Source organism: Roseovarius azorensis (genome assembly GCF_900109455.1).
Classification (GTDB): domain Bacteria; phylum Pseudomonadota; class Alphaproteobacteria; order Rhodobacterales; family Rhodobacteraceae; genus Roseovarius; species Roseovarius azorensis.
In genome coordinates this window covers 183,046-209,296 of sequence record NZ_FOAG01000003.1, presented here as the reverse complement: position 1 = coordinate 209,296, position 26,251 = coordinate 183,046, and the positions used below count along the sequence as shown (strand labels likewise).

The 26,251-nt window shown below is 62.6% G+C and carries 27 protein-coding genes, 1 tRNA gene and 1 pseudogene; 10 read left to right on the top strand and 19 right to left on the bottom strand.

The features are described 5' to 3' along the window. Window positions 1-31 precede the first annotated feature (31 nt). Complete coding sequence (uvrA, locus tag BSG08_RS06475; protein WP_093033874.1) at window positions 32-2,893, top strand: excinuclease ABC subunit UvrA; 2,862 nt, start codon at window positions 32-34, stop codon at window positions 2,891-2,893. 24 nt (window positions 2,894-2,917) lie between these two features. On the opposite strand, the gene BSG08_RS06470 is transcribed toward uvrA, so the two are convergent. The 4 genes from BSG08_RS06470 to infC form a co-directional block, all read right to left on the bottom strand. Further along, window positions 2,918-3,235: an excinuclease ABC subunit A gene (locus tag BSG08_RS06470; RefSeq protein WP_175544712.1), complete on the bottom strand. Its 318-nt coding sequence runs from the start codon at window positions 3,233-3,235 to the stop codon at window positions 2,918-2,920. Window positions 3,236-3,373: 138 nt separating this feature from the next. Further along, window positions 3,374-3,997, bottom strand: a complete 624-nt coding sequence (locus BSG08_RS06465) for a J domain-containing protein (RefSeq protein ID WP_093033871.1) — start codon at window positions 3,995-3,997, stop codon at window positions 3,374-3,376. A gap of 170 nt (window positions 3,998-4,167) precedes the next feature. After that, on the bottom strand, window positions 4,168-4,470 hold the full coding sequence (locus BSG08_RS06460) for a DUF4177 domain-containing protein (RefSeq protein ID WP_342742592.1): 303 nt from the start codon (window positions 4,468-4,470) through the stop codon (window positions 4,168-4,170). 119 nt (window positions 4,471-4,589) lie between these two features. Beyond that, a complete protein-coding gene (gene infC / locus BSG08_RS06455) occupies window positions 4,590-5,048 on the bottom strand; it encodes a translation initiation factor IF-3 (protein WP_245770618.1) in 459 nt (152 codons plus the stop codon). A gap of 304 nt (window positions 5,049-5,352) precedes the next feature. On the opposite strand from infC, the gene BSG08_RS06450 reads away from it, so the two are divergent. Further along, window positions 5,353-5,952 (top strand): hypothetical protein, encoded by a 600-nt coding sequence (locus BSG08_RS06450; protein ID WP_093034288.1) that lies wholly within the window; start codon window positions 5,353-5,355, stop codon window positions 5,950-5,952. Between the two features lie 102 nt (window positions 5,953-6,054). Here the strand turns inward: BSG08_RS06450 and BSG08_RS06445 are convergent, their stop codons facing one another. The 6 genes and pseudogenes from BSG08_RS06445 to cobA form a co-directional block, all read right to left on the bottom strand. Next, window positions 6,055-6,906 (bottom strand): ferredoxin--NADP reductase, encoded by an 852-nt coding sequence (locus BSG08_RS06445; protein WP_093033865.1) that lies wholly within the window; start codon window positions 6,904-6,906, stop codon window positions 6,055-6,057. Window positions 6,907-6,977: 71 nt separating this feature from the next. Next, window positions 6,978-7,385, bottom strand: coding sequence for a DUF934 domain-containing protein (locus BSG08_RS06440; RefSeq protein ID WP_093033862.1), 408 nt, complete (start codon window positions 7,383-7,385; stop codon window positions 6,978-6,980). Further along, a complete protein-coding gene (locus BSG08_RS06435; protein WP_093033859.1) occupies window positions 7,382-8,116 on the bottom strand; it encodes a phosphoadenylyl-sulfate reductase in 735 nt (244 codons plus the stop codon). The genes BSG08_RS06440 and BSG08_RS06435 overlap by 4 nt, the downstream gene beginning before the upstream one ends. After that, on the bottom strand, window positions 8,103-9,773 hold the full coding sequence (locus tag BSG08_RS06430) for a nitrite/sulfite reductase (protein WP_093033856.1): 1,671 nt from the start codon (window positions 9,771-9,773) through the stop codon (window positions 8,103-8,105). Before BSG08_RS06430 ends, BSG08_RS06435 begins: the two co-directional genes overlap by 14 nt. Before the next feature lie 36 nt (window positions 9,774-9,809). Further along, entirely contained in the window at window positions 9,810-10,121 is a 312-nt protein-coding gene (locus BSG08_RS06425) for a DUF2849 domain-containing protein (RefSeq protein WP_093033855.1), read from the bottom strand. 1 nt (window position 10,122) lies between these two features. After that, window positions 10,123-10,875: pseudogene (gene cobA, locus BSG08_RS06420) on the bottom strand (uroporphyrinogen-III C-methyltransferase); the annotation flags it as partial. Window positions 10,876-11,048: 173 nt separating this feature from the next. On the opposite strand from cobA, the gene BSG08_RS06415 reads away from it, so the two are divergent. Continuing rightward, window positions 11,049-11,510, top strand: a complete 462-nt coding sequence (locus tag BSG08_RS06415; RefSeq protein ID WP_093033848.1) for an Lrp/AsnC family transcriptional regulator — start codon at window positions 11,049-11,051, stop codon at window positions 11,508-11,510. On the opposite strand, the gene tpiA is transcribed toward BSG08_RS06415, so the two are convergent. The 6 genes from tpiA to BSG08_RS06385 all read right to left on the bottom strand — a co-directional run bounded on the left by tpiA (window position 11,482) and on the right by BSG08_RS06385 (window position 15,852). Next, a complete protein-coding gene (tpiA, locus tag BSG08_RS06410; RefSeq protein WP_093033845.1) occupies window positions 11,482-12,258 on the bottom strand; it encodes a triose-phosphate isomerase in 777 nt (258 codons plus the stop codon). The two genes, BSG08_RS06415 and tpiA, sit on opposite strands and share 29 nt — an antisense overlap. A 53-nt stretch (window positions 12,259-12,311) precedes the next feature. Beyond that, entirely contained in the window at window positions 12,312-12,662 is a 351-nt protein-coding gene (locus BSG08_RS06405; protein ID WP_093033842.1) for a HesB/IscA family protein, read from the bottom strand. A 29-nt stretch (window positions 12,663-12,691) separates the two neighbouring features. Continuing rightward, the gene (locus BSG08_RS06400) at window positions 12,692-13,051 is read right to left on the bottom strand and encodes an SUF system Fe-S cluster assembly protein (RefSeq protein ID WP_425439265.1); all 360 of its coding nucleotides are present in this window, start codon (window positions 13,049-13,051) and stop codon (window positions 12,692-12,694) included. A 127-nt stretch (window positions 13,052-13,178) separates the two neighbouring features. Next, a complete protein-coding gene (rimK, locus tag BSG08_RS06395; RefSeq protein ID WP_093033835.1) occupies window positions 13,179-14,594 on the bottom strand; it encodes a 30S ribosomal protein S6--L-glutamate ligase in 1,416 nt (471 codons plus the stop codon). Between the two features lie 92 nt (window positions 14,595-14,686). Next, entirely contained in the window at window positions 14,687-14,962 is a 276-nt protein-coding gene (locus tag BSG08_RS06390) for a hypothetical protein (RefSeq protein WP_093033831.1), read from the bottom strand. Continuing rightward, complete coding sequence (locus BSG08_RS06385) at window positions 14,962-15,852, bottom strand: SPFH domain-containing protein (RefSeq protein WP_093033827.1); 891 nt, start codon at window positions 15,850-15,852, stop codon at window positions 14,962-14,964. The genes BSG08_RS06390 and BSG08_RS06385 overlap by 1 nt, the downstream gene beginning before the upstream one ends. Window positions 15,853-15,937: 85 nt before the next feature. On the opposite strand from BSG08_RS06385, the gene tgt reads away from it, so the two are divergent. Beyond that, complete coding sequence (gene tgt, locus BSG08_RS06380) at window positions 15,938-17,077, top strand: tRNA guanosine(34) transglycosylase Tgt (RefSeq protein WP_425439264.1); 1,140 nt, start codon at window positions 15,938-15,940, stop codon at window positions 17,075-17,077. A gap of 81 nt (window positions 17,078-17,158) precedes the next feature. On the opposite strand, the gene BSG08_RS06375 is transcribed toward tgt, so the two are convergent. Together BSG08_RS06375 and BSG08_RS19440 are read right to left on the bottom strand one after the other, a co-directional pair. Further along, on the bottom strand, window positions 17,159-18,319 hold the full coding sequence (locus BSG08_RS06375; RefSeq protein WP_093033819.1) for a sugar-transfer associated ATP-grasp domain-containing protein: 1,161 nt from the start codon (window positions 18,317-18,319) through the stop codon (window positions 17,159-17,161). 35 nt (window positions 18,320-18,354) lie between these two features. Beyond that, window positions 18,355-18,510, bottom strand: a complete 156-nt coding sequence (locus BSG08_RS19440; RefSeq protein ID WP_175544711.1) for a hypothetical protein — start codon at window positions 18,508-18,510, stop codon at window positions 18,355-18,357. Between the two features lie 122 nt (window positions 18,511-18,632). On the opposite strand from BSG08_RS19440, the gene lon reads away from it, so the two are divergent. Further along, window positions 18,633-21,044, top strand: a complete 2,412-nt coding sequence (gene lon / locus BSG08_RS06370) for an endopeptidase La (RefSeq protein ID WP_093033815.1) — start codon at window positions 18,633-18,635, stop codon at window positions 21,042-21,044. 69 nt (window positions 21,045-21,113) lie between these two features. Here lon and BSG08_RS06365 read toward each other — a convergent pair whose 3' ends face one another. Next, a complete protein-coding gene (locus tag BSG08_RS06365) occupies window positions 21,114-21,317 on the bottom strand; it encodes a hypothetical protein (protein ID WP_093033812.1) in 204 nt (67 codons plus the stop codon). A gap of 127 nt (window positions 21,318-21,444) precedes the next feature. Here BSG08_RS06365 and BSG08_RS06360 point away from each other — a divergent pair, with 127 nt between their 5' ends. The 5 genes from BSG08_RS06360 (at window position 21,445) to BSG08_RS06340 (ending at window position 26,243) form a co-directional block, all read left to right on the top strand. Further along, complete coding sequence (locus tag BSG08_RS06360) at window positions 21,445-21,873, top strand: HU family DNA-binding protein (RefSeq protein WP_245770611.1); 429 nt, start codon at window positions 21,445-21,447, stop codon at window positions 21,871-21,873. Window positions 21,874-21,892: 19 nt separating this feature from the next. Beyond that, window positions 21,893-21,967, top strand: a tRNA-Val gene (locus tag BSG08_RS06355). A 707-nt stretch (window positions 21,968-22,674) separates the two neighbouring features. Further along, window positions 22,675-24,741 carry a TonB-dependent receptor gene (locus tag BSG08_RS06350; RefSeq protein ID WP_093033806.1) on the top strand — a complete coding sequence of 689 codons (2,067 nt, stop codon included), beginning with the start codon at window positions 22,675-22,677 and terminating at the stop codon, window positions 24,739-24,741. Between the two features lie 109 nt (window positions 24,742-24,850). After that, entirely contained in the window at window positions 24,851-25,492 is a 642-nt protein-coding gene (locus BSG08_RS06345) for a (2Fe-2S)-binding protein (RefSeq protein WP_139274541.1), read from the top strand. Then, entirely contained in the window at window positions 25,479-26,243 is a 765-nt protein-coding gene (locus BSG08_RS06340; protein ID WP_093033800.1) for an ABC transporter ATP-binding protein, read from the top strand. Before BSG08_RS06345 ends, BSG08_RS06340 begins: the two co-directional genes overlap by 14 nt. Window positions 26,244-26,251: the final 8 nt, after the last annotated feature.

Here is a 26,251-nt window from a genome sequence, read left to right as displayed (position 1 = left end):
TGTGTGGGAGAGGTGAATCCCGGGGGTCAGAATGGCCGAACTCAGGCATATAGAGGTGCGCGGCGCGCGCGAGCATAACCTCAAGAACATCGACGTGGACATTCCGCGCAACCAACTGGTTGTGATCACGGGGCTTTCCGGTTCGGGCAAGTCGAGCCTTGCGTTCGATACGATCTATGCCGAGGGGCAGCGGCGCTATGTCGAATCGCTGAGCGCCTATGCGCGGCAGTTCCTGGACATGATGCAGAAGCCGGATGTGGACCACATCAGCGGCCTCAGCCCCGCGATTTCCATAGAGCAGAAGACGACGAGCAAGAATCCGCGCTCGACCGTTGGCACGGTCACGGAAATCTACGATTACCTGCGGTTGCTGTTCGCCCGCGTTGGCACGCCCTACAGCCCCGCCACCGGCCTGCCGATCGAGGCGCAGCAGGTGCAGGACATGGTGGACCGCGTGATGGCGATGCCGGAGGGCACGCGGGCCTATCTGCTTGCGCCGATCGTGCGCGACCGCAAGGGCGAGTACCGCAAGGAGTTTCTGGAGTTGCGCAAGTCCGGCTTTCAGCGGGTCAAGGTGGATGGGGCGTTTCACGACCTCGACGAGCCGCCCGTGCTGGACAAGAAGTTTCGCCATGACATTGACGTGGTGGTGGACCGGCTGGTGGTGAAGGAAGGGCTGGAGACGCGGCTGGCGGACAGTCTGCGCACCGCACTGGATCTGGCGGACGGGATCGCGGTGCTGGAAACCGCGCCGCGTGAGGGAGAACCGGATCGGATCACGTTCTCGGAGAAATTCGCCTGTCCGGTCAGTGGGTTCACCATCCCCGAGATCGAGCCGCGGCTGTTCTCGTTCAACGCGCCGTTCGGGGCCTGCCCGGACTGTGACGGGTTGGGGGCGGAGCTGTTCTTTGATGAGCGTCTGGTGGTGCCCGATGAGGCGATGAGGATCAGCGATGGGGCGATCGCGCCTTGGCGCAAGGGCAAGAGCCCCTATTTCACGCAGACGATCAACTCTATCGCCGCGCATTACGGGTTTGACCGGAACGCCGCGTGGAAGGATCTGCCCGAGCATGTGCAGCAGGTTTTCCTGCGGGGCTCTGGTGAAGAGGAAATTCCATTTCGCTATGACGAGGGCGGGCGCGTCTATCAGGTGAGCCGGGTCTTTGAGGGGGTGATTCCGAATATGGAGCGGCGCTATCGCGAGACCGATTCGAGCTGGATCCGCGAGGAATTCGAACGCTATCAGAACAACCGTCCTTGTGGCGCCTGTGGCGGCTATCGCCTGCGGCCCGAGGCGCTCGCCGTGCGGATCGCGGGGCTGCATGTGGGGCAGGTGGTGCAGATGTCGATCCGCGAGGCGTATGAGTGGTGCGAGACGGTGCCACAGCATCTGACCAACCAGAAGAACGAGATCGCCCGCGCGATCCTGAAAGAGATCCGCGAGCGGTTGGGGTTTCTCAACAACGTGGGGCTGGAATATCTGACGCTGAGCCGGAACGCGGGGACGCTGAGCGGCGGTGAAAGCCAGCGCATTCGGCTGGCGAGCCAGATCGGCTCTGGCCTCACCGGCGTGCTCTATGTGCTGGACGAGCCATCCATCGGCCTGCATCAGCGCGACAACGGCCGACTCTTGCAGACGCTGAGAAACCTGCGCGACCAAGGCAACACGGTGATCGTGGTCGAGCATGACGAAGAGGCCATCCGGACCGCCGATTATGTCTTTGACATCGGTCCCGGCGCGGGGGTGCATGGCGGGCAGGTGGTCAGCCACGGCACGCCTGCGGAGGTGATCGCCGATGCGGCCTCGATCACCGGGCAATATCTGGCCGGGCTGCGCCAGATTGCCGTGCCCGCGGAGCGGCGCAAGGGCAACAGGAAGAAGCTGACCGTGGTCAGGGCCACCGGCAACAACCTCAAGGAGGTGACGGCGGAGTTTCCGCTTGCCCGGTTCGTCTGTGTCACCGGCGTATCGGGTGGGGGCAAGTCGACGCTGACCATCGAGACGCTGTTCAAGACGGCTTCGATGCGTCTGAACGGCGCGCGCCAGACACCGGCACCCTGCGAGACGATCAAGGGGTTGGAGCATCTGGACAAGGTGATCGACATCGACCAGCGGCCTATCGGGCGCACGCCGCGCTCTAACCCTGCGACCTACACGGGCGCCTTCACGCCGATCCGCGACTGGTTCGCGGGTCTGCCCGAGGCCAAGGCGCGCGGTTACAAGCCGGGGCGGTTTTCGTTCAACGTTAAGGGCGGGCGCTGCGAGGCCTGCCAGGGCGACGGGCTGATCAAGATCGAGATGCATTTCCTGCCGGACGTCTATGTGACCTGCGAGACCTGCAAGGGCGCGCGGTATAACCGCGAGACGCTGGAAATCCGTTTCAAGGGCAGGAGCATCGCCGATGTGCTGGACATGACGGTCGAGGATGCGCAGGAGTTCTTCAAGGCGGTGCCGGCGATCCGTGAGAAGATGGATGCGCTCTGCCGTGTGGGTCTGGGCTATATCAAGGTGGGGCAGCAGGCGACCACGCTGTCCGGCGGCGAGGCGCAGCGGGTGAAGCTGAGCAAGGAACTGTCAAAGCGCGCCACGGGACGGACGCTTTATATTCTGGACGAGCCGACGACGGGGCTGCATTTCGAGGATGTGAAAAAGCTGTTGGAGGTGCTGCACGAACTGGTCGATCAGGGTAATTCGGTGGTGGTGATCGAGCACAATCTGGATGTGATCAAGACCGCAGACTGGATCATCGACATCGGCCCCGAAGGCGGCGATGGCGGCGGCGAGATCGTGGCGGTGGGCACACCCGAAGAGGTGGCGGAGGAGCCCCGCAGCCATACGGGCCGGTATCTCAAGCAGATGCTGACCGCGCGCGGGCGGGTGGCTGCAGAGTAGCGGGCACGCCCCGGCAAGCGCCGGTCAGTTGAGAACAGCCGCCGCTGCCCCGATCAGATCCAGCACCTTGCGGGTATCCCTGTCCACGCGGTAAATGTGGTCGCCCACGCGGTAATAGGTGTGGCGGGGATCAAGCCCGTGACGACCGGGGTGGCGCAGGATGATGTAATCCCCGTGGATTATGTCGCCCGGATGATAGAGGCCCTGTTTCTTGGCGAGGCCCGGAGGCATGCAGCCGTTGTGTTTCTTGGCAAGTCCGGGCGGACAGCCTGTGTGACCCGCAAGGACCGGCGCGCCGCTCAGGGAAAAACCCAAGAGTGCCAAGGCAAGAATACGTGTCATCCCGAAATCCTTTCAATTTCCTGAAAGATGTGTCTTTCCCGGCCGGTTTCCAAGAGCGGTTGGCGGATCTGCGCGGAAATTTGCCTTTGGTCTCCGGCGGCGCCGGTCCCGGGGGCAAGGATCACGGCGCGTCCCGGATCATTTGAAATTGCGGCTGTCCTTGATCTGGTCCCAGGCCCAGACGACCTGTTGCAACTGCTCTTCCTGACTGCGGTCGCCGCCGTTTATGTCGGGATGCAGCACCTTGATAAGGGATTTATAGGCCTTGCGCAGGTCCGCCTTGGTCCAGGTGTCCTCGGCCTCGAGAATCTCGATCGCGCGGCGTTCGGTGGGGGGGAGTTTGCGGCCGCCGCCCTTGGTCTTGCCGGGATTCTGCGTGGCGTTGACGCCCAGCACCTGATGCGGATCCTCGATGCCCAGACGTGCCCATGCCCGCGCCTCGGGATCGGAGAAGCGGCGTGTTTCCCGCTCCCAGACCTTGTCCTTGGACATCTGGGCGTTCAGTTCCGCCTCGGTCGTGCCATCAAAGAAATTCCACCTGAGGTTATAGTCGCGCACATGCTGCTGGCAGAACCAGTAGTAATCGTCCAGTACATCGGGGGCCTTTGGCGCGCGATACTTTCCGGGTTCCTGACAGCCCTCGTGGTCGCAGACCCGTGTCGATGTCTCGGACGCGCCGGACATTCCCCGTCGGCCACGCGGATTTTTCTTCTTGGCCGAGGAGACCGACATATCGAAACCGAAGGGATCTGATTTGGACATTGGACTTCCCTTTGCGAGTCAGGACGCGGAGTGTATGCCGAAACGCGGCGAATTGAAGGGGGCGGCATAAAAAATTTCTGTAACAGGTGGGTGAGGCGCAGGTATGGGCCGGCCCGATGCCTGGAGGCTAAAATTTTGAATAAAAACATTAAAATCCATATTTTGACAGGTCATTTCAACCCTCGCGGTTCAACTTCCGACGGTGTGGTTCCAGCCTCGTTTGCGGGGTCAACCGATACGACCGTCTCGCGGCGAAAGACCAGCACGGAACGATAGACCGTATGACTTGAGGTGAAACCCTGGCGTTCCTCGCTGGGCAGGATATCGCTGCGCTGATAGTCCCAGCCGTCCTGCCCCATGATGTTGAGCATATCCTCGAGCCCGAGTGCAAAGCGCGCCTCCGGGGTCTTGAAGCCGGGGGCCTTGCGACCACGGGTCGGAGCGGGAATGACTTTGTATTCGTAAATTGGCATTGGCTGCTCCGGTCAGGGAAAGCGCCATATCCTACGCGACAGACAGCGCAGCGCAAGCGAAAGACGAAAAATCCCCGGACCATCGGCCGGGGACCATCCGTTTCAGCCGGGTTGCGCGATTATCTGGGACCGGGCCCGATGATCATGATCATCTGGCGGCCTTCCATCTTGGGCATGTTCTCGATGCGCCCGACCTCCTTGATGTCGTCGGCGATTCGTTCGAGAAGCTGACGGCCGAGATCCTGATGCGCCATTTCGCGTCCGCGGAAGCGCAGGGTTATCTTTACCTTATCGCCACCTTCGAGGAATTTCACCACGCTGCGCATCTTGACCTGATAGTCATGCGTATCGGTGCCGGGGCGGAACTTGATTTCCTTGACCTCGATCACCTTCTGTTTCTTTCGCGCTTCGGCCTCGCGTTTCTGGGTTTCGTATTTGTATTTGCCGAAATCCATGATCTTGCAGACCGGCGGCGTCGCGTTCGGCGATATTTCGACCAGATCAAGCCCAGCTTCCTCGGCCATGTCGAGCGCGCGTTCTGGTGTGACGACCCCGACATTTTCGCCGTCAGCGCCAATCAGGCGGATTTCGTCAGCGCGGATGCGCTCATTTATTCGGGGGCCTGTTTCGCGCGTAGGAGGCGCGTTGTGGGGTCTGCGGGCTATGGCTTTGTTCCTTCGATTGTTGAATGTGTCGGCTCAATTTGACGCTGCAAGGTAAACGTGGCGCGGCGCGCTTTCAAGCGGCAAAATCGGCTGAACTGAGCCGAGTGCAAGGGATTTTCCCCTTGTGGCTTTCATTTCCCGGCAGCATCTGAGAAAGAGTATGGAAAGAGCCGTGGTGGTTATCGCGGGGGCTCTGATGCGATTGAAGGAGACGATTATGCGAAACCTTGTTTGGGTCGTTCTGGCAGCGGTGGTGCTGGTCGGCGGCTACATGCTCTTTACCGGGAAATCCGTGACAGAGGCTGTCGACAGCGTCAGCGGGACAGCCGATGAAATCGAGGCCCCGGCAACGCTGGAAGAGGCGGGCGAGGCCGTGGGCGAGGCGGCAGAGCAGGCCGCGGATGCGGTGAGCGACACCGCAAGCGAGGCGGCAGAGGCCGCAAGCGATGCGGTCGAGGCCACGCAGGACGCTGCCGCAGACGCGGTCGAGGCCGTGACAGATACAGCCGGTGAGGCCGCAGACGCGGCGGCGGATGCGGCCTCGGAAGCAGCAAGCGAAGCTGTCGAGGCAACCGAGGGCGCAGCCGATGGAACCGTTTCGCAGAGCGCGGGCGAAGAGGCTGCCGCCGCTGCGCAGATACCCGAAGCGCTGACGGTGGAAGGCTTTGACATGGATGAGGCCAGCCGCCTGATCCGCGAGGCCAATCTGGGCGCGACGCAGGAGACACTGCTGATCGAGGGGATCGAGGCCGTGCATAACAATCCTGACCTGCTGAGACCCGCGCTGGAAGCGGCGCAAAGGGCGCTTGGTTACTGATCTTCGCCAGGACGCCAAGGATAAACCCGCGCGGGGCTGGCCCGGCGCGGGTTTTTTTGATGGGGTGTTTCGGAGGGAGCCGGGCGAGAAATCGCAACCGGTTCAGTCGAGGAACGCCTTTTCGACGACATATTCCCTGGGATCTGAATTCGCACCCTCGTGCAGGCCGCAATCCTCCAGTATCTGTTTGATTTCAAGGTTGAAGGCAAGGTTGCCGCAGACCATGGCGCGATCCGTCTCGGGGCTGAGGGGGGCGACGCCAAGATCGCTGAACACCTCGCCTGAGCGCATCAGATCGGTGATCCGGCCCATCTTGGGGCTCTGTTCGCGCGTTGTAGTCGGGTAGTAGCGCAGTTTCTTGTGAAAGCCCTCGCCGATCAGTTCGGCCAGCAATTCATCGCTGCGGATGTTCTCGATCAGGTCGGCGCCGTATTGCAGTTCGCCCGCCTCGCGGCAGGTGTGGGTCAGGATCACCTCGTCGTAATCGGCATAGGTCTGCGGATCACGCAGCAGCGAGGCGAAAGGCGCGATGCCGGTGCCGGTGGCGAAGAACCAGAGCCGCCTGCCCGGAAGCAGCGCGTCATGCACCAGCGTGCCCACGGGTTTCGGGCGCAGGATGATTTCGTCGCCGGGCCGGATATGCTGCAGGCGGCTGGTGAGCGGGCCATCCTGCACCTTGATCGAGTAGAATTCCAGTTCGTCGTCCCAGGACGGCGAGGCGATGGAATAGGCGCGCAGGAGCGGTTTTTGCTTGCCGGTCTTTGCGTCCGTCTGCATCAGACCGATCATCACGAATTCACCCGAGCGAAAGCGAAGCGACGCGGGGCGCGTCACGCGGAAGGAAAACAGGCGATCCGTCCAGTGTTTCACCTCTGTCACGGTCTGCGCGTCGGGCAGCGTGAGGGTCTTGGGCGCTTTCGCGGTCGCTTGGGTCACGGTGGTCATCTCGTTCATTGTGCTTTTTGCCGGTGCTCTTGACCGACATCCTCTTCTAATCGTTGATCCAGGTCAGGTGAAGGTGCTAATCAGCCGCGCAGGCGTGCCTGATAGTCGTGTGCCTGCCAGTTTGCGCGGAACGTCCACTGATCCTCGGGCTGACGCGCGGCCAGAGCGTCGGAGATTTCCACCTCGTCAAAGCCTGCGCGCCGCGCCATGGCGTATTGGTCGGCGATCACATGACCCCGCGCCCGCAGCCGTCCGGTATAGCCCATCAGCCGCAGCTGCCGGGCGATGGAAAAACCGCGCCCGTCGGCGGCGGAAGGGAAATCGACGCGGATCATCGTGAGGCACTCCAGCCGCCCGGCGAGGCTGGCCGGATCGGTGTCATTGGGCAGGTCGAGCGCGATCGCATCCTCTGCGTCCTCTGCCAGCGGGGTGATCGGCGCGGTCCAGTCCTCGGGGGCAAAGCCGCGGTCGGTGACGATGACAGTCATGCGGAAACTCCTCTTCGCACCATTCTGCCGTTTACAAAATGGATGCCACATTCGGTTTTGTCCTGATCGCGCCAGCGGCCCGATCGCGGGTCTTCGCCGGGGCGCACCGGCGTGGTGCAGGGCGTGCAGCCGATGGAGGGGTAACCGCGCGCCACCAGAGGATGCCGGGGCAGGCGGTTTTCGTCCATGTAGGTCTGCAAATCCTCGCGCGTCCAGTGGGCGAGCGGGTTGACCTTGATCCGTTCCGTCCCCTCCTCGACCTCGAAGAAGTCGAGCGCCGCGCGGGTGCCGGATTGATAGCGTTTGCGGCCCGTGATCCAGCCGTCGAACCCGTTGAGTGCGCGTTGTAGGGGTTCGGTCTTGCGCAGGGCGCAGCAGGCGTCGGTGTCGCGCTGATGCAGCGTGTTGTCGGGGTCATGCGCCGCAAGGGCCGCAGGTGCGGCGCGGATGATCCTGAGGTCGCGCAGGGCAAGCCGTTCGGCCAGTTCCTGCTGATAGACCAGGGTTTCGGTGAACAGCATCTCGGTGTCGATGAAGATCACCGGCGTCTCGCGCCGGGTCACGGAGACCATGTGCAGCAGCACCACGGATTCCGCGCCGAAGCTGGAGACCAGCGCAAGCTGTCCCGCCTGCGGGTCGCGCAGGGCGTGATCAAGGACCGAGATCGCCGAGTGGTGGCGATAGCGGTCATTGAGCGCCTGCACCCGGGTGCCAAGGTCACTCTGCGGCATGGGCACGGGCCTCTTCGTCATAGAGCGCCGATTTGAACGGGGCCATGCCAAGGCGGTTGTAGACCTCCAGAAAGGTCTCTTCCGGCCCCTCGCGCAGGTCGAGATAGGCAAAGATCAGGCGCTCGATGGCTGGCACGATCTCGTCATAGGCGAAACCGGGGCCGGTGCGGGTGCCGATCGCGGTGGTTTCCGAGGGATCGCCGCCAAGGGTGATCTGATAATTTTCCACCCCGGCACGGTCGAGGCCAAGGATGCCGATATGGCCGACATGATGATGCCCGCAGGCGTTGATGCAGCCCGAAATCTTGATCTGGAGGTGACCCACCTCATGCTCGATCTTGAGTTCTTCGAGACGGGTGGCGATGCCCTGCGCAACCGGGATCGAACGGGCGGTCGCCAGCGCGCAGTAATCCATGCCGGGGCAGGCGATGATGTCCGAGGCAAGGCCGATGTTGCCGGTGGCAAGCCCGGCGGTTTTCAGCGCGGCATGCACGGCGGGGATATCCGCCAGCGCCACATGCGGAAGCACGAGATTCTGCGCATGGCTGGCGCGGATGTCGTTGTGGCCATAGCGTTCCGCGAGATCCGCGACGAGGCGCATCTGATCGGCGGTGGCGTCGCCCGGTGTCGCCCCATGCGCCTTGAGGCTGATGGTGACGATGCCATGATCGGCATGTTTGTGCGGTGTCACATTGGTGTCGGACCAGGCGCGGAACACCGGATCGGTGTCGCGGGCGGCATAATAGGCGGCGGCGTCACGCTCTGGCAGCGTGGGTGTGACGAAGGTCGCGTTGATCCGGTCGAGCCATTCCTGATCGACGCCGGAAAAGGCGGCGCGGCGGTGGGGGAATTCCGTCTCGACCAGAGCGCGGATTTCATCCAGCCCGTTCTCATGCACGGTGATCTTGATGCGCGCCTTGTATTTATTGTCGCGCCGCCCGATGCGGTTGTAGGTGGCGAGGATGGATTCGAGATAGGGCAGCAGATCGGCACGCGGCAGGAAATCGCGCAGCAGTTTGGCCACCATCGGCGTGCGGCCCATGCCGCCGCCAACCCAGACCTCATAGCCGCGCGCGCCGTCACGCTCGACGATGCGCAGGCCGATGTCGTGGCTTTTCATAACCGCGCGGTCGGCCTTGCTGGCGATCACGGCGATCTTGAACTTTCTGGGCAGGAACTGGAATTCCGGGTGGTCGGTCGACCATTGCCGGACCAGTTCGGCCACCGGACGCGGATCCTCGATCTCGTCCGCCGCAGCACCGGCGAAATGGTCCGAGGTCACGTTGCGGATGGTGTTGCCGGAGGTCTGGATAGCGTGCATGCCGACCTCTGCCAGCGCATCCAGCATGTCGGGCACGTCGCGCAGTTGCGGCCAGTTATACTGGATATTGGTGCGGGTGGTGAAATGGCCATAACCCTTGTCCCAGCGTTCCGCCAGATAGGCCAGCTGGCGCAGCTTCGCGGGGTCGAGCGAGCCATAGGGGATCGCCACGCGCAGCATGTAGGCGTGCAGTTGCAGGTAAAGACCGTTCATCAGCCGCAGTGGGCGGAATTCGTCCTCGGTCAGGCTGCCGTCGATGCGCCGCTCGACCTGGGCGCGGAACTGGCGGTTGCGCTCTGCGATGAAACCGGCGTCGAAATCGTTGTATTGATACATTCTCTCGGTCCTTGTGGGTAGGATGGAGGTCGCGGGTCAGGCCCGCGATAGCCCTTCTGCCTGCTTGCCGTGAAAGAGATTCGAGGGCCCCTTGCGCCGGAAATCCTCGCGGAAATGGGTGGGCTCGGGGCCGGTTGGCGCGGGGCGCACATCGGCCAGGTAGGCGCCCACGATCTCGCCCGCGCGGGCCTGCGCCTGCAGGAGCCGCAGATCGGCATCGGCCTCGTCGGTCAGCACCTCGGCCTCTGACAGATCGCGCGACCAGCGGTCGTCGGCGGTCAGGTAGACCACATCGCCCTCGATCAGGGCGTTGGCGGTGACGACCTTGGGGGTGAATTCGCGGGGCATGTCAGGCAAGCTCCTGTCTGGAATGGGCTAGCTGTGCCTCGGCGGCGCGCGGTGCGAGGCCGAGAAAGGTAAGGGCCGGGCCGGTGACATTGGCGCGGGCCAGATCGGCGGGCAGCCGGTCGAGCGTGGTCGCCAGAATGCGCTGATCGGGGCGGCTGGCGTTTTCGATCACAGTCACGGGCGTGGCGCGGTCGGCGCCGTGCATGATCAGGCGGCCCTGAATGAAGCGGGCGGATTTCTTGCCCATGTAGATCGCCGCCACCTCGCCGGGACGGGCCAGCGTGCGCCAGTCGTGATCGGCAAAGCCCTTCATGTCATGGCCGGTGAGAAAACGCACCGCCGCGTTGCGTCCGCGTTTGGTCAGGCTCTGGCCGATGGCCGCGACAGAGGCGGAAGCGGCGGTGATGCCCGGCACAACGTGCCAGCCGAGGCCAGCGGCGTCGACGGCGTCGATTTCCTCGTCCAGACGGCCGAATACGGTCGGATCGCCGCCCTTGAGGCGCACCACCTGCGCGCCGGAGCGCGCGTGCTGCACGATCAGCGCGTTGATGTCTGTCTGCGCGGCAGAGGGGCCAAAGCCCTCTTTGCCCGCATCGATAAGGACCGCGTTGCGATTGACGAGGCCAAGGATTTCGGGCGTCACCAGCCGGTCGTGAATGACCACATCCGCCGATTCAAGCGCCCTGAGCGCCCTGATCGTCAGCAGGTCGGGATCGCCGGGACCAGCGCCGACAAAGGCGACATGGCCGGGATGTGATGGTGCCGGGATATCTGCGTGCATTTCCGTGGCCTTTGCGGGCGGTTTGACTTCCCTCGCAATATAGGAAATATTCCCACCTTAGCGCCATATACGCACAAGAATAAGGACGTTTGTTCTATCGCTGCGGAGATCAGAATGAAATGTTCCGGTATAGGGGAATAATTGGAATGGCTGTTCGTCTCGATGATCTGGATCGGAAAATCCTCGTGCAACTACAGGCGGACGGGGGCCAGTCGCTGGACGATATCGCCAGAAATGTCGGCAGTTCGAAGACCCCGGTGTGGAACCGGATTCGCAAGATGCGCGAGGCGGGGGTGATCCGGCAGCAGACCTTTCTGCTTGATCCCGAGGCGCTTGGGTTCGAGGCTTGTTTCTTCGTGCTGATCCGCACGTCAGAGCATGATGCGGGCTGGCAGGCGCAATTTCTGAAGGCGCTCAAGGAGCGGCCCGAGGTGCAGGAGGCGCATCGGCTGGCGGGCGATATCGACTATATCCTCAAGGTGCGGGTCGCCAATGCGCGCGCCTATGACGTATTTTATCAGGCGCTGATTTCCGAGGTGAAGGTGCATAACGTGACGGCGCTGTTGTCGATGGAAGAGATCAAGTCGACGACGATGCTGCCGCTTTAGCTGCGTCCTCCAGCGCGTTGATAATGGGCGAAAAGTCTGATGCCTTCAGGCTTGCGCCGCCGACCAGCGCGCCGTCCACGTTGGGGATGGCAAAAATCGCGGCGGCGTTGGAGGGATTGACCGAGCCGCCATAGAGCAGGCGGAACGACCCGGCCGCATCGGGGCCAAAACGCCCGCCCAGCCGGGCGCGGATGAAATCATGAACTTCGGCAATCTGGGCCGGGCTGGGCGTGAGGCCGGTGCCGATGGCCCAGATCGGTTCGTAGGCGATCACGGTGTCGGCGTCGGTGGCCGTATCGGGTACCGAGGCAGCGAGTTGATCGGCGATGATGTCGAGGGTCCGGGCCGCTTCGCGTTCGGCCAGCGACTCGCCCAGGCAGATCAGCGCGGTGAGGCCGGAGGCGTGGGCGGCGCTGGCCTTACCGGCGACCAATGCGCTGGATTCATCGTGGTTTTCGCGGCGTTCGGAATGGCCCACTATGACCGCCGTGGCCCCCGCATCGGCCAGCATCGGCGCCGAGATGTCGCCGGTATGGGCACCGGACGGGGCGGGGTGACAATCCTGTGCGCCGATCCGGATGGCGCTGTCGGCAGTCAGATCGGCGGCCCGTGCGATCAGCGTGGCGGGTGGGCAGATCAGGATATCGGTCGAGGCTGACGGATAGGCGGCGGCAAGCTGTTGCAACTCGGTCATGCTGGCATTGGTACCGTTCATTTTCCAGTTGCCAGCGACGAGCCTGCGCTTCATGCCTTGGTTCCTTTTGTATTTATTATATTTTACGATGCCTTGGCGGATAAATCTCACATGTTTGCGAACTTGATCGACTCGCCGCAGCCGCAGGCCTCTGTCACGTTGGGGTTGTTGAACCTGAATCCCGATTCCAGGAGCGAGACCTGATAGTCGATCTCGGTGCCAAACAGGAACATCTGCGCCATGGGCGCGATCATCACCCGCGCGCCGTCCTGTTCGACCACTTCGTCATGCGGATCGACCTTGGTCACATATTCCATGGTGTATTCCATGCCCGCGCAGCCGCCCTTCTTTACGCCGATGCGCAGACCCTGATGGCCGTCGCGGCCCATCAGCCTTGCGATCTGTGTTGCGGCGACCGGTGTCATCGTCACGGCCTGTCTTCCGGGGATGCCAAACATGAGGTTTATCTTCCAATAATTTGATTTCGTTACATGAAGCCAAGTTCCAAACGAGCCTCGTCGCTCATCATGTCCATGCCCCAGGGGGGCTCCCAGACCAGATGCACATCGACCTGCTTGACACCTGCCAGGGGTTCGATCGCGTCGGCCACCCAGCCCGGCATCTCGCCGGCCACCGGACAGCCAGGCGCGGTCAGGGTCATGGTGATGCCCACGGCGTTTTCCGCATCAATATCAACGGTGTAGATCAGGCCGAGATCGTAGATGTTGACCGGAATCTCCGGGTCGTAAACGGTGCGGCAGGCCTCGATCACCTGTTCGTATAGCGGGTGTTCGGTGCTGGAGGGCGCAATCAGCGGGGCACCTTCGAGCGGTTCGGGGCTGTTCATGGTCATCACGTCCTGCGGTTATCCTGAGCAAACATATAAGATTTATAAGCGCCCGCGTCCAGAGGGGGTGCAACTGCCGTTCGCATGGTTCTGCGGGCGAATCGTGTGACCGGCGGCGCGATCGCTGTCAGTCGCCGCCTCTGCCGGGCGATCTGCGTCGCCGCACCGGGGCCGGGCGCACGCGGGATTCGATCATGTCGTAGAGCGCGCCGGTGATGTTCTTGCCGGTCGAGCCTTCGATCCCCTCGAAGCCGGGCGAGGAGTTGACCTCGAGCACCTTGGGTCCGGAGTCGGCGCGCAGGAGATCGACCCCGGCCATGTTGAGATCGAATACGCGCGCTGCGCGAATCGCGGTATCGCGTTCCGCCCTGGTGATGCGCACCGTTCTGGCCGAGCCGCCGCGATGCAGATTGGAGCGAAAATCGCCCTCGGCGCCGGTGCGTTTCATCGCGGCCACCACCTTGCCGCCGATCACGAGACAGCGGATATCCTCGCCGGCCGCCTCGCGCACGAAATCCTGCACGAGAAAGTTGGCCTTGAGCCCGCGAAAGGCGTCGATCACCGATTCGGCGGCCTTCTTGGTTTCGGCCAGCACCACGCCCTTGCCTTGCGTCGATTCGAGCAGTTTCACGATCAGCGGCGCGGTGCCGACAAGGCCCATCAGGTTTGCGGTGTCGTGCGGCGAGGCGGCAAAGGCGGTATTGGGCATGCCGATGCGCGCGCGCGCCATCAGCTGATGGGCATAGAGCTTGTCGCGGCTGGCGGTGATGCCCGCTGAAGGGTTCACGCAATAGGTTCCGATGGTCTCGAACTGACGGATCACGGCGGCGCCGTAGGGGGTGATCGACGCCCCGATGCGCGGGATCACCGCGTCATAGCGCGGCAGGCGCTTGCCGTCGTAATGCACCTCGGGGGCAAGCGCGTTGATCGCCATGTAACAGCGGGTGGTGTCGATCACCTCGACGGTGTGGCCGCGTTTCTCGCCTTCGGCGACGATGCGGCGGGTGGAATAATTGTCCTCGCGGCTGAGCACGGCAATGCGCAGGGCACGGTTGGGCTGAGCGGCGCGCATTCGCGAGGTGTGATAGACGTCATAGCTGAGTTCGGGTTGCAGGAAACGGTCGGTGGCGACGATCGAGATGTGATCCTTGAGCGCCTGGCGGCCCAGCAGCATGCGGCTGGTCATGGTGGAACGGTTGGTCAGCGTGATTTCGATCGGCCAGCTGTCGCCGTGGACAGAGAGGGTGGAGGCGATGACGAAGCGCAGTTCGCGCTCACCGTTCGAGGAGGTCACGTCGCGGCGGTCGATGATCGTGGCGGAGCAGGGGATGATCAGGTCGTCGCGGCCCGGAATCGGGTGGACGGTGAACCGGACCTTGGGGCGCGAGGCGGGGCCGAAGGTCTCGATGTCAAAGGCATGCAGCGCGCTGGTGCGCGCGCCGGTGTCGACCTTGGCCTTGATCGCGGGGACGCCGAGATCGGGGAGGCTGACCCATTCTTCCCAGCCGAACTGCAGGGGCTGGGGAGGGGGGGTGTCGGTCATGGGGCGCATCCTGTTGAGTGAATCGCAGGGCCGGTCGTCTTGCGGTTCTCTCTACTTGGGATGGGCTGGCCGATGCAAGGAAAGGGGGCTGGCTATTTGTTGATGTCCTCGCGGATCACGCGGGTCTGGTCATCGGGTCGGCGAAAGGCGCGGCGCAGCACGATCCATGAGGTGAGTGAGAGTATCGCGAAGCTGGCGAGCAGGGTCGCAAGCCCCAGATCGAACGGCAGAAGCACCAGCAGGGCCACCAGGGCAGCCCCGGCCGCGAAGCCAAGGAAGATGAAGCCGGAGACGACGATTTCGAGAATGGCAAGCCCAAGCGCCGCCGCCAGCCAGACCCACCACAGATGCCAGAGCGCGGTTTCCATCAGCCGCGTCCTTTCAGCATGTTGAAGGCATTGCCGAACGCCTCGAGCGCCTGTGCAGGCACGAGGATGGTCTGAGAGGACGGGCCGTTGCCAAGCGCATTGAGCGCCTCGACCTGTTTGAGCGCCACCTGGTATTGCGCGGCCTCCAGGCCGTTGGCGGCGATGGCGGCGGCGACGACGCCGGTGGCATAGGCCTCGGCATCGGCCTCGATCCGGCGCGCCTTGGCGCCCTGTTCGGCGGCGTAAAGCTGGGCATCGGCCTGTAGTTCCACGGCGCGCTTGTGTCCCTCGGCCTCGGTCACCTGGGCGCGGCGGGCGCGTTCGGCGTTGAGTTGCTGGAGCATGGCCGAGCGCGTCGCCTGATCGAGGTTGACGTCGAGGATCTCGGCACGGGTCACCTCGATGCCCCAGTCATCGACTGCATCCTCGACCAGCGCCTTGATCGTGACGATGAGTTGCGAGCGGTTGGATTGCACTTCGTCGAGATCCATCTTGCCGATCTCGGCGCGCACGATGCCCGCCACGGTGGTGGCGATTGCCCCGTCCACCTCGCGGATGCGGTAGACGGTCTTTTCGGGATGCAGGATGCGGTAGAAGACCGAGGTTTCGACCTGCACCAGCACGTTGTCGCGGGTGATGGCGTCCTGGCTGGCGTTGGGCAACTGACGTTCGAGGATCGAGATCTTGTGGCGCACCACGTCGAGAAACGGCACGATCAGGTTGATGCCGGGACCCAGCACCTTGTGCAGCTTGCCGAAGCGTTCGACAACGAACTGTTCGGACTGCGGCACGATCTTGACCCCGCGAAAGATCACGATGATCACCAGAAGCGCGATCAGCAGCCAGACGAGGTTGGAGGAAATCAGGTCAAGAAGGATGTCTTCGGTCATGGGAACTCTCACTCATCAGGTGGCTGACACGGCATTTTACAAGGCAGGGTAAACCGCTTTAAAGGGTGGCAAAAGGTAAAAAGCGATGGGGTCTGCGAGCATGCGGTTCGGGTTCGGGAAAGTGGCGCAGGATGGCGCGGCGCGGGCGGGGGTGATCCGCACGCCGCGCGGTGAAATCCGCACGCCGGCCTTCATGCCGGTGGGCACGGCGGCGACCGTCAAGGCGATGCTGCCCGAGAGCGTGGCCGCCACGGGGGCGGATATCCTGTTGGGCAATACCTATCACCTGATGCTGCGGCCCGGTGCGGAGCGGGTGGCGCGGCTGGGCGGATTGCACCGTTTCATGAACTGGCAGCGGCCGATCCTCACGGATTCGGGCGGATTTCAGGTGATGAGCCTTGCCGGGCTGCGCAAGCTGACCGAGGAGGGGGTGACGTTTCGCAGCCATATCGACGGGTCGAAGCATCACCTGACGCCGGAGCGGTCGATGGAGATACAGGCGCTGCTCGGGTCCGACATCGTGATGTGTTTCGACGAATGCCCGGCACTGCCTGCGAGCGACAAGGCGGTGGCCGAGAGCATGCGCCTGAGCATGCGGTGGGCGGCGCGGTCGAAAGAGGCGTTCGGTGACCGGCCGGGGCATGCGCTCTTTGGCATCATGCAGGGCGGGGTCACGCGCGCGTTGCGCGAAGAGAGCGCGGAGGCGTTGAAAGAGATCGGGTTTGACGGCTATGCGGTCGGCGGTCTGGCCGTGGGCGAGGGGCAGGAGGCGATGTTCGGTGTGCTGGATTACGCGCCGGGGTCCCTGCCCGAGGATCGTCCGCGTTACCTGATGGGGGTGGGCAAGCCGGACGATATCGTGGGGGCCGTCAAGCGCGGCATCGACATGATGGACTGCGTGCTGCCGTCGCGCTCTGGCCGGACCGGGCAGGTGTTCACGCGACACGGTGTGGTCAATATCAAGAACGCGCGGCATCAGGACGACCCGAGGCCGCTCGATGAGGACTGCACCTGTCCGGCCTGCTGCGGGTACAGCCGGGCCTATCTGCATCACGTGTTCCGCGCCGGAGAGATGATTTCCGGCATGCTGCTGACCTGGCACAACCTGCATTATTTCCAGCAGATCATGGCGGAGATGCGCGCGGCGATTGTCGAGGGGCGGTTCACCGAGTGGGAGGCGGGATTTCATGCGGGCCGGGCGCAGGGGGATATCGAGCCGCTGTGAGGCGGGAGCGCTGTTTCGCGCGTTGGCGGTCTGTCGATCACGTGGGCCATTCAGGGTTGTACCCACCTCTCGATCGACACCCTAGCCGCGTCTGAACAGGCCGCGCCGTTTCACCGGCCCGAAGACCCAGCCGTGCGATTCGAAAAAGGCGCGCACCTCGGGGGTGAGCATTCCGCGACCGCTGGCGTATTGCGGAAGATCGAAGCCGCCGCCGTAATTCAACTCGACGATGACGGGGCCGTCCACCGTGATGGCGATGTCGGTGGACTGATACCGGATCGGGGCAAAGATCTGCGCCGCGCGCGCGTTGATTTCGATCAGCCTGTCCCAATGTGGCAGGGTCATGCCCATTAGTCCGGGCTTTGCGGGGTGATCGTCATGGAACCTGACCTCGGGTCCGGCGCGCTCGGCCACGGTGCGGATCGCGCCGGTGGCGACATCGACCTCGCAGGCCAGATTGCCGGGGCGCCAGAAGGCATCCGCGATGTTGTCGCCCTGCGGCAGCTTGATAATGGCGAGCGGGCAATGAACGCCGCTGTCGGTGACCAGATTGACCATGCGCACGGTGGCGAGGGCCGGGGCATAGCGGGCGATATCGGGGTGATTGGTCAGTTTGCGTTGCAGGATATAGGCGTTGGTCGCCACGAAATCGGACATGAACGTCTCATAGGTCATCGGGGCGTGACCGGCGCAGGTCAGATGGGTGGCATCCGCCATCTCGATCTGGAACGCGCCAAAGCTAACCATGCCGTCGACGATCTTGCCGAAAATCCCCGTGCCGATCTGCGCAAGCACGAGGTCGCGCAGGTCGTCGGGGGTGGTGATGCGGGGCAGGCCGGGATAGATGCGCGGCGATCTGTCGATCACGCCCAGGCTGTCGGGGATAGTCACGCCGCCCGCGGCCAGAAGCGTGGCTGCCACCGCCTTGTCCTCGGCGGCGCCGGACCAGCCGCGATTGTTGCATTTGTGGGTGATGTCCCAGTGCAGGTCGTTCGAGATATAGGCCGCGCGCTCATCGTCGGTGAAATCGTCGTGGCGATAAAGGCCGTGACGGACATATTCGACCATGTTGAGACGGCTGTGGGAACGCGCCATCTGTCGAAACTCGCGCTGGATCTTAAGCGCCGAACGGCCGCTTTGACGGGCGGCATGGATCAGCAGATCCTTGTGAGTGCTGTCGCGGGCCGAGAGGTATTTCCGGTGGTCGAGATCGACTGCATTAAGCGGAGTGTGTGCGTTCATTTTCTGCCTCAGTCACGATTTCTGATAAGGATTGTTCAAATTTCAGGAACAATGATGTCTTCAGAATATGGTTGAATTTTGGCAAAGTTACTGTGTTGAGAAGGAATTTTCCTGCCCCCCTGTTGCGGCGGGCGCGGTGATTTCGGCGGCGCGGTGCAATCGCCCTTGCGCAGGCCTTCGGGGATAGGCATTCTGCGCGGACTCTGTTGAAACCCGCGGGGTCTGGCCCCAAGTTAGCAGCAACGTAACGGAGAGGGCCGTGGCTGCCGCCGGGCGGGGCCGGTGCCCTCTTGCCAAGAACAGGAAAACGAGCATGCAAGATCCCCTTAACGCCTCTTACCCGGTGCTGCCGCTGCGCGATATCGTCGTGTTCCCGCACATGATCGTGCCGCTTTTCGTGGGCCGTGAAAAATCGGTGCGCGCGCTGGAAGAGGTGATGGCCGACGACAAGCAGATCCTGCTGTCGAGCCAGATTGACCCGAGCGTGGACGATCCGGCGGAGGACGGAATCTTTCGCGTCGGGGTGCTGGCCAATGTGCTACAACTGCTGAAACTGCCCGATGGCACAGTCAAGGTGCTGGTCGAGGGCGTGGCGCGGGTGCGGATCACCGAATATCTGCAGAACGAGGACTTCTTTGAGGCGCGCGCCGAGTATCTGAGCGAGATGCCCGGCGATGCGACCACGATCCAGGCGTTGCTGCGCACGGTGAGCGATGAATTCGCGCGCTATGCCAAGGTCAAGAAGAACATCCCCGACGAGGCGCTGGCCGCTGTCACGGATTCGGACGAAGCCGCCAAGCTGGCCGATCTGGTGGCCGGGCATCTGGGCATCGACGTGGGCCGCAAGCAGGAACTGCTGGAGACGCTGAGCGTGAGCGAGCGGCTGGAAAAGGTCTATGGTCTCATGCAGGGCGAGATGAGCGTTCTGCAGGTCGAGAAAAAGATCAAGACCCGCGTCAAGAGCCAGATGGAGCGCACGCAGCGCGAGTATTACCTGAATGAGCAGATGAAGGCCATTCAGAAGGAACTGGGCGACGGCGAGGACGGCGAGGGCGAGGTGGCCGAGCTGGAGGCCAGGATCGCCGCAACCAAGCTGAGCAAGGAAGCGCGCGAGAAGGCCGAGGCGGAACTGAAAAAGCTCAAGAACATGAGTCCGATGAGCGCCGAGGCCACCGTGGTGCGCAATTACCTCGACTGGATGCTGAGCATTCCGTGGGGTGTCAAGAGCCGCGTCAAGAAGGATTTGCACAAGGCGCAGGAGGTGCTGGATGCCGATCACTACGGGCTGGAAAAGGTCAAGGAGCGGATCGTCGAGTATCTGGCCGTGCAGCAGCGCAGCCAGAAGCTGAAAGGCCCGATCATGTGCCTTGTCGGCCCTCCGGGCGTGGGCAAGACCAGCCTTGGCAAGTCGGTGGCGCGCGCGACGGGGCGGGAATTCATCCGCATCAGCCTGGGTGGCGTGCGCGACGAGAGCGAGATTCGCGGCCACCGGCGGACCTATATCGGCTCGATGCCCGGCAAGATCATCCAGGCGCTGAAAAAGGCCAAGACCACCAATCCGCTGATCCTGCTCGACGAGATTGACAAGATGGGGCAGGATTTCCGGGGTGATCCGGCGAGCGCGATGCTTGAGGTGCTGGATCCTGAACAGAACAATACTTTTGTGGATCACTATCTGGAGGTGGAATACGATCTCTCGAACGTGATGTTCCTGACCACGGCCAACAGTTACAACATGCCGGGGCCGCTCCTGGACCGGATGGAGATCATTCCGCTGGCGGGCTATACCGAGGACGAAAAGCGCGAGATTTCCAAGCAGCATCTGATCGCCAAGCAGATCAAGAACAACGGCCTGAAGAAGGGCGAGTTCGAGTTGACCGATGCGGCGCTGACGGACATGATCCGCTATTACACCCGCGAGGCGGGGGTGCGGAACCTTGAGCGCGAGATCGCCAAGCTGGCGCGCAAGGCGGTCACCCGGATCATCAAGGGTGAGAGCAAGCAGATCATCGTTACGCCGGAAAACCTTGGGGATTTCCTGGGTGTGCGCAAGTTCAAGTTCGGGCTGGCGGAGGAAAGCGATCAGGTGGGCGTGGTGACGGGCCTTGCCTATACCTCGGTGGGTGGCGAGTTGCTGAACATCGAGGCGCTGCGCCTGCCCGGGAAGGGCCGGATGAAGACCACCGGCAAGCTGGGCGACGTGATGAAGGAGTCGATTGATGCGGCGTCTTCCTATGTCCGCTCGATCGCGCCGGTAATCGGGGTCAAGCCGCCCAGGTTCGAGAAATGGGACATTCACGTGCATGTGCCCGAAGGCGCCACGCCCAAGGACGGGCCGTCGGCAGGGCTGGCGATGGTGACATCCATCGTATCGGTTCTGACCGGCATCCCGATCCGCAAGGATATCGCCATGACGGGCGAGGTGACGCTGCGCGGCAATGCGCTGCCCATCGGCGGATTGAAGGAAAAGCTGTTGGCGGCGCTGCGCGGCGGGATCAAGACGGTGCTCATTCCGCGGGAGAACGAAAAGGATCTGGCCGAGATCCCCGACAATGTGAAACAGGGGCTGACGATCATCCCCGTGGATCACGTGCGCGATGTCCTGAAACTGGCACTGGTGCGCGAGCCAGAGCCGGTGGATTGGGACGAAGATGCCGAAGAGGCCGCCGCGACCGAGGCGGCGCTCAAGTCAGGCGATGAGGGTCAGGGCGCGGTGGCGCACTGAGGCTGATCTGATTTCAGGATCGCGAGAGGGCGCCCCGCATCGGGCGCCCTTTTCGCATATGAAGGGGTCTCAGTTCAGTGCGCCGGCAATATTGAGTACCAGAAGGATAAGGAAGAAGGCCGGGATCGCCGTGTCGAGCTTGTCGGTCGAGGCGGCCTCGGTCTCGGCTGCGATCACCTCGGGCGTGACCACCGGATCGCCCAGGCTTCCGGCGAGGGCGGGCGCGGCGAATACGGCGGTGAGGAAAAGCGTTGTGCAGAACGATTTGTGCATTGAATGTCCCCCAAATCTGAAATTGGGATGTATATTGCGGTCATCACAAGCCTGCGTCAACTCTGGCTGGTCACGGCTGCGGACGCAGGTCGGCGTGATGGCAAGGTTCAACCGATCGGGGCAAGACATGATAACGAAAACAAAGACAACAGAAAGTCTCAAGGCCGTCGCCGCGCGCGGCACCGGGGCGACGGCCGATCAGAGCGCGGACGAGACCGTGCAACTGGTGATGGTGGCCGATGCCCCTTCCGGGGATGCGGGTCCGGAGATGAAGAAGCAGGAATTGCTGGACAAGGTGCTGAGCCGCGCCGATGTGCGCAAGAAAGTCGCCAGACCCGTCGTCGATGCGGTGCTGGAAGTGCTGGGCGAGGCGCTGGCAGAGGGGCGCGAAATGAACCTGCCGCCACTAGGCCGGGTCAAGCTAAACCGGGTCAAGGACCTGCCCAATGCGCGGGTGATCGTGGCCAAGATCCGGCAGGCCAAACCCGGCGGTCGCGCCGGGGCAAAGCAGCGGGCGGGGGATGCGAAAGATGAGGTTGCAGAGGAGGCGGAGTGACGCTAAAAGCCGCGACGGCGGGTGATTAGCTCAGTGGTAGAGCGCTTCGTTCACATCGAAGATGTCAGGAGTTCGAATCTCTTATCACCCACCATTCCAACCCCTTAAAATCAAACAAAACCCTTGCGAACAAGGGCGTTTATCCTGTTGAAGGTTGCAGATTGCGGCTGCAAGGGGTCATCGTCATGGCTGGTATGCAGGATATCTTCTGAATCGCAACGGGCGTTATCATGCCCGGCAGGGGCGCAGCTTCTATAGCGGATCGCCATTGCCGAGCAAAACGCCGGGCCAAGGCATGCAGAATGGCCCGGTGCGCTATCCTCCGGCACCGGATCGGATCGCTCGTGCGCCATTACATGCAGCGGCTGGCATTCCATGATGGGCTGTGCGACGAGGCGAAGCGTGAGATTTTCTTCTTGAAGAGATTATGAACACCGCTTGCCTATCTTTCTACGCCGGGGTTTTTCTTCCTCTCCGGGTATCGGCGTCAGACGAAACGCCGGGCACCGGATGTAAAGTCCTGGATTCTTTCGTCGAGAACTATGGGATGCACTCTTGCGCCACAGTGGTCCCTGACCAAAGCTTTCATTGTTTGGAAGGTTGGTTTCGCGGCATAGGGTCGCTCTCATACAGCGAATGTCGAAGCAAGCCGCCGCTGCTGCCTCGTGGTCATTGGCGTAATCGTTCGAATGGTTGACTCTATTAGTCGGTTTCAATATCCGGGCTACATTGCAATCCCCCAGCCAACGCCAGGCAGTTGCACTGACAAAATCACAATCGATCACGTTTGGGGGATCAAGAATGGAACTTCAGCGGCCCTTGGCCGTCTGCTTGGCCGCGTTGACCGCGTTTCCGGCCATCGCGCAGACGACGAATGAAGATGAAACTGTCGAACTGGGCACGCTAGTGCTCGAATCGGCCACTCGCACCGAGACGCCGGTCGACGAGACCACCCGCTCTGTTTCCGTGATCGACCGCGAGACGGTTCAGGAACAGCGCCGGGTCGACAACACTATCGGTGACATCCTGTCCAAGCAGGTGCCCGGCTTCAGCCAGAGCACCGAGGCTAATTCCGATTTTGGGCAGACATTGCGCGGACGCACATTTCTCACGCTTATCGACGGCGTGCCGCAATCCACGCCGCTTCGTGACGGTCGGCGCTCTCTCAACTCGATCGGGGCCGAAGCCATCGAACAAATCGAGATCATTCGGGGCGGTACGGCGATGTATGGGTTTGGTGCGACTGGTGGCCTGGTCAACATCATCACCAAGCGGCCCGAAGATGGCGCGTTCAATCTCGAGGTCGGCACTGGTCTGAGCTTCTCGACCCAACATGTGGATGACTCGCTGACCTGGGAAACCAGCCTCAACGTCTCGGGTCGCACCGGCAAGCTAGACTATGTGTTCAGCGGGTCGTTCCTGCAACGTGGCGGGCGTTTCGACGCCGATGGTGATCGCATCCCGGCGGATCCGGTCGGCGCGCAGGGCGGTATTGCGGATAGCGACACGTCCAACCTGATGCTCAAGCTTGGCTATCAACTGACGGAAGACCAGCGGCTTGAGGTCAGCACGCTCTATTACAACATGGAGCAGGACAGCAACTTCGCGGGCATCAGCTTTGCCGGAGACCCAGACACCGACACCAAGACGCCAGCGGTGCGGGGCAATTTCAACCCGGTCAATCCCGGCACCGAGAATCGCAATATCAGTCTCAAGTATTCCAATGAGGATTTACTGGGCAGCAGTGTCGATCTGCAGTTCTACCATGCCGACATCGACATCGTTTACAGCAAGTTTCCCGGCTTCTCGCAGACCCGGATCGGATCGGAAAAGCTGGGCGCGCGACTGACGGTGGACACCCCGGTCACGCTCGGGGCGTCCGAGTTCAACGTGATCTGGGGTTTCGATTATCTGCATGACGAGACACGCCAGACCGCGACCGACGGACCGAACACCAGTCCATTCCTCGAACAGGATGCCTATGCGGGGTTTGTTCAGGTCAATGCGCCGATCGGGGATATCGGCAAGATCAGCGGTGGCATGCGTCACGAGATCATCGATGTGGACGTGAGCGATTTCAATCGTGCCGACGGCAGCTTCGTGCCCGGCGGCACGCTCGAGTTTGAAGAGACGCTTTTCAATATCAGTGGCACGCTCTACCTGACCGACAGGACTGATATCTATGCCGGGTTCTCGCAGGGCTTCACCGTGGCTGATATAGGGCGTTCGATCACGGATAACACCTTTGCCACCGTGAGCCAGGCGAGTTCCGAGGCGCAAAAGACCGACAACTACGAGATTGGCCTGCGCACGAAACAGAACCGGTGGGACGGGACCATTGCGATGTTTTTCAACGAGTCAGACAACGGTGCTACATTCGATCAGAATCTCAACATCGTGAAGCAGCCCGAGCAGATCTGGGGCGTCGAGGCGACTCTTGATGTCTACGCCACTGATACGCTCACGCTCGGCGGAACTTTTACCTGGATGGCAGGCGAGGTCGATCTTGATGGCGACGGCAGCTTTGAAGAAGACCTGCCGAGCACGCGGATCGCGCCCGCCAAAATCACCGCCTATGCCGATTACGCGCCCAATGACAAATGGCGTGCCCGGCTGCAGGCGCTCTATTCCGCTGACCGTAACGTCAACAGCACCCAGTTCGGGGGCACCAGCGATATCGACGATTATCTCGTCTTCGATCTCTATGGCGAGATCTACGATATCGCAGGCGGCACCGTCGAGCTGGGGGTCGATAACATCTTCAACAACGAATACACACCGGTGATCAATCAGGCCTATGACTCGTCCTTCGCCTATGCGCGTGCGCCGGGGCGGACAGTCTCGATTGGATATACTCGGCGCTTCTGAGATGGGGTGCGAGAGTACATCGCTCTTCTTGGAGCTTCCGCGTCTGGCGCGGGAGCTTCATGCCGTTTTGCCGGGATATGCGCTTCTCAAGATGGCTTCGGGGTCTGCGATGTCGGGTTTGACCGGCAGCGATCCGGACGAAGTTGACCGCCTCATCGCCCGGATTGGTTCGACAGGCGGGCCGGCCTATGCCGCGATGCGGGCGTGGAATGTGCTGATCTGGCAACCGGTTCTGGTCTCTGTGCTCTGCGCCGAGGCAGAGGGGCGTGTGGCAGAGGTGGATCGCGCCAGCTATCTCATGGGGCCGCAGTTTGGCTGTAGCCTAGGGCAAGTGCCCGAGAGGGCGGAGGACGCCCGTAATGCGGCCGCCCGGCATCTTGACCGAACCACCACGGCGATCCTTGGCGCCTTGTCGCAGCGCCTTTGTCTGCGCCCGGAACTGGCGCGGCGACAGATGGCCGACCGGGTGCTGAGCGTTCTCGACCGGCGCGCGATGCTGGGATTCGCAACGGTCGAAGCCACCCGCCTGGCGGTGGCGGACTGGCTCGCTGCGCTTGATCTTGAGGGGTTGAGCGCGCTTGAACCGATGCCCCTCGAAAGCGGTGCCGAGGGGCTGTGGCTCTGTCGGCGGTCGTGCTGCCTCGAATACCGCGCCTCGCCGGATTTTCTATGCGCGACCTGCCCGAGGCGTGCGCGCGCAAGCCGGATTGCCCTCAGCCAGAAGGAGTGGCAGGCCCATGTTCGAGCTTGACGATCTGAGCGTCACGCGCGACGGGCGCGAGATTCTGCATGTCGGCCGGCTGTCACTCGGGACAGAGGGGGTGACGGCTGTGCTGGGACACAATGGTTCGGGCAAGTCCACGCTGATGGCGCTGCTCGCTCGTCAGATCCGTCCCGATGCGGGACGGATCGCGCTGGAGGGTCGGGCGCTCGACGGATACCGGCAAAGGGACCTTGCGCGCCGCGTGTCGTTTCTGCCGCAGCGTCTGCCGCCGGTGGCGGGACTGAACATGCGCGATCTGGTGGGGTTGGGCCGGTTCGCCTGGCGCGGGGCGCTTGGTCGCATGGGGGCGAGGGATCACGCGGTGATCGCGCAGGCGATGCTTGACACGGGCTGTGAGGCGCTGGCCGATCACCTCGTTGATACGGCCTCGGGTGGCGAACGGCAGCGCGCCTGGATCGCGATGCTTCTGGCGCAGGAGGCTCCAGCGCTGCTCCTGGATGAGCCGACTGCCGCGCTTGACCTCGCCCATGCCTATGAGGTGATGGCGCTCCTGCACCGGCTCAGCCGCGTGGCAAAGCGGCGGGTTGTGGTCATCCTCCACGATGTAAACCTCGCAGCACGTTACGCCGACCGGATTGTCGCGTTGAAGCAGGGGCATGTGACCTTTGACGGCCCGCCGCGGGCCTTCCTGGATCCCGAGGTGCTGCGCAGCCTCTACGGGATCGAAATGACGATACTGCCCCATCCCGATGGCCACCCGCAGGCCGCCGTGGCGTGAAAGGATAC

What these genes read in the sequence shown, in the direction of transcription:
- uvrA (WP_093033874.1), top strand. Translation starts at nt 32, where the DNA reads ATGGCCGAACTCAGGCATATAGAGGTGCGCGGCGCGCGCGAGCATAAC.
- BSG08_RS06470 (WP_175544712.1), bottom strand. Translation starts at nt 3,235, where the DNA reads ATGACACGTATTCTTGCCTTGGCACTCTTGGGTTTTTCCCTGAGCGGC.
- BSG08_RS06465 (WP_093033871.1), bottom strand. Translation starts at nt 3,997, where the DNA reads ATGTCCAAATCAGATCCCTTCGGTTTCGATATGTCGGTCTCCTCGGCC.
- BSG08_RS06460 (WP_342742592.1), bottom strand. Translation starts at nt 4,470, where the DNA reads ATGCCAATTTACGAATACAAAGTCATTCCCGCTCCGACCCGTGGTCGC.
- BSG08_RS06450 (WP_093034288.1), top strand. Translation starts at nt 5,353, where the DNA reads ATGCGAAACCTTGTTTGGGTCGTTCTGGCAGCGGTGGTGCTGGTCGGC.
- BSG08_RS06445 (WP_093033865.1), bottom strand. Translation starts at nt 6,906, where the DNA reads ATGAACGAGATGACCACCGTGACCCAAGCGACCGCGAAAGCGCCCAAG.
- BSG08_RS06440 (WP_093033862.1), bottom strand. Translation starts at nt 7,385, where the DNA reads ATGACTGTCATCGTCACCGACCGCGGCTTTGCCCCCGAGGACTGGACC.
- BSG08_RS06435 (WP_093033859.1), bottom strand. Translation starts at nt 8,116, where the DNA reads ATGCCGCAGAGTGACCTTGGCACCCGGGTGCAGGCGCTCAATGACCGC.
- BSG08_RS06430 (WP_093033856.1), bottom strand. Translation starts at nt 9,773, where the DNA reads ATGTATCAATACAACGATTTCGACGCCGGTTTCATCGCAGAGCGCAAC.
- BSG08_RS06425 (WP_093033855.1), bottom strand. Translation starts at nt 10,121, where the DNA reads ATGCCCCGCGAATTCACCCCCAAGGTCGTCACCGCCAACGCCCTGATC.
- BSG08_RS06415 (WP_093033848.1), top strand. Translation starts at nt 11,049, where the DNA reads ATGGCTGTTCGTCTCGATGATCTGGATCGGAAAATCCTCGTGCAACTA.
- tpiA (WP_093033845.1), bottom strand. Translation starts at nt 12,258, where the DNA reads ATGAAGCGCAGGCTCGTCGCTGGCAACTGGAAAATGAACGGTACCAAT.
- BSG08_RS06405 (WP_093033842.1), bottom strand. Translation starts at nt 12,662, where the DNA reads ATGTTTGGCATCCCCGGAAGACAGGCCGTGACGATGACACCGGTCGCC.
- BSG08_RS06400 (WP_425439265.1), bottom strand. Translation starts at nt 13,051, where the DNA reads ATGAACAGCCCCGAACCGCTCGAAGGTGCCCCGCTGATTGCGCCCTCC.
- rimK (WP_093033835.1), bottom strand. Translation starts at nt 14,594, where the DNA reads ATGACCGACACCCCCCCTCCCCAGCCCCTGCAGTTCGGCTGGGAAGAA.
- BSG08_RS06390 (WP_093033831.1), bottom strand. Translation starts at nt 14,962, where the DNA reads ATGGAAACCGCGCTCTGGCATCTGTGGTGGGTCTGGCTGGCGGCGGCG.
- BSG08_RS06385 (WP_093033827.1), bottom strand. Translation starts at nt 15,852, where the DNA reads ATGACCGAAGACATCCTTCTTGACCTGATTTCCTCCAACCTCGTCTGG.
- tgt (WP_425439264.1), top strand. Translation starts at nt 15,938, where the DNA reads ATGGGGTCTGCGAGCATGCGGTTCGGGTTCGGGAAAGTGGCGCAGGAT.
- BSG08_RS06375 (WP_093033819.1), bottom strand. Translation starts at nt 18,319, where the DNA reads ATGAACGCACACACTCCGCTTAATGCAGTCGATCTCGACCACCGGAAA.
- BSG08_RS19440 (WP_175544711.1), bottom strand. Translation starts at nt 18,510, where the DNA reads ATGCCTATCCCCGAAGGCCTGCGCAAGGGCGATTGCACCGCGCCGCCG.
- lon (WP_093033815.1), top strand. Translation starts at nt 18,633, where the DNA reads ATGCAAGATCCCCTTAACGCCTCTTACCCGGTGCTGCCGCTGCGCGAT.
- BSG08_RS06365 (WP_093033812.1), bottom strand. Translation starts at nt 21,317, where the DNA reads ATGCACAAATCGTTCTGCACAACGCTTTTCCTCACCGCCGTATTCGCC.
- BSG08_RS06360 (WP_245770611.1), top strand. Translation starts at nt 21,445, where the DNA reads ATGATAACGAAAACAAAGACAACAGAAAGTCTCAAGGCCGTCGCCGCG.
- BSG08_RS06350 (WP_093033806.1), top strand. Translation starts at nt 22,675, where the DNA reads ATGGAACTTCAGCGGCCCTTGGCCGTCTGCTTGGCCGCGTTGACCGCG.
- BSG08_RS06345 (WP_139274541.1), top strand. Translation starts at nt 24,851, where the DNA reads ATGTCGGGTTTGACCGGCAGCGATCCGGACGAAGTTGACCGCCTCATC.
- BSG08_RS06340 (WP_093033800.1), top strand. Translation starts at nt 25,479, where the DNA reads ATGTTCGAGCTTGACGATCTGAGCGTCACGCGCGACGGGCGCGAGATT.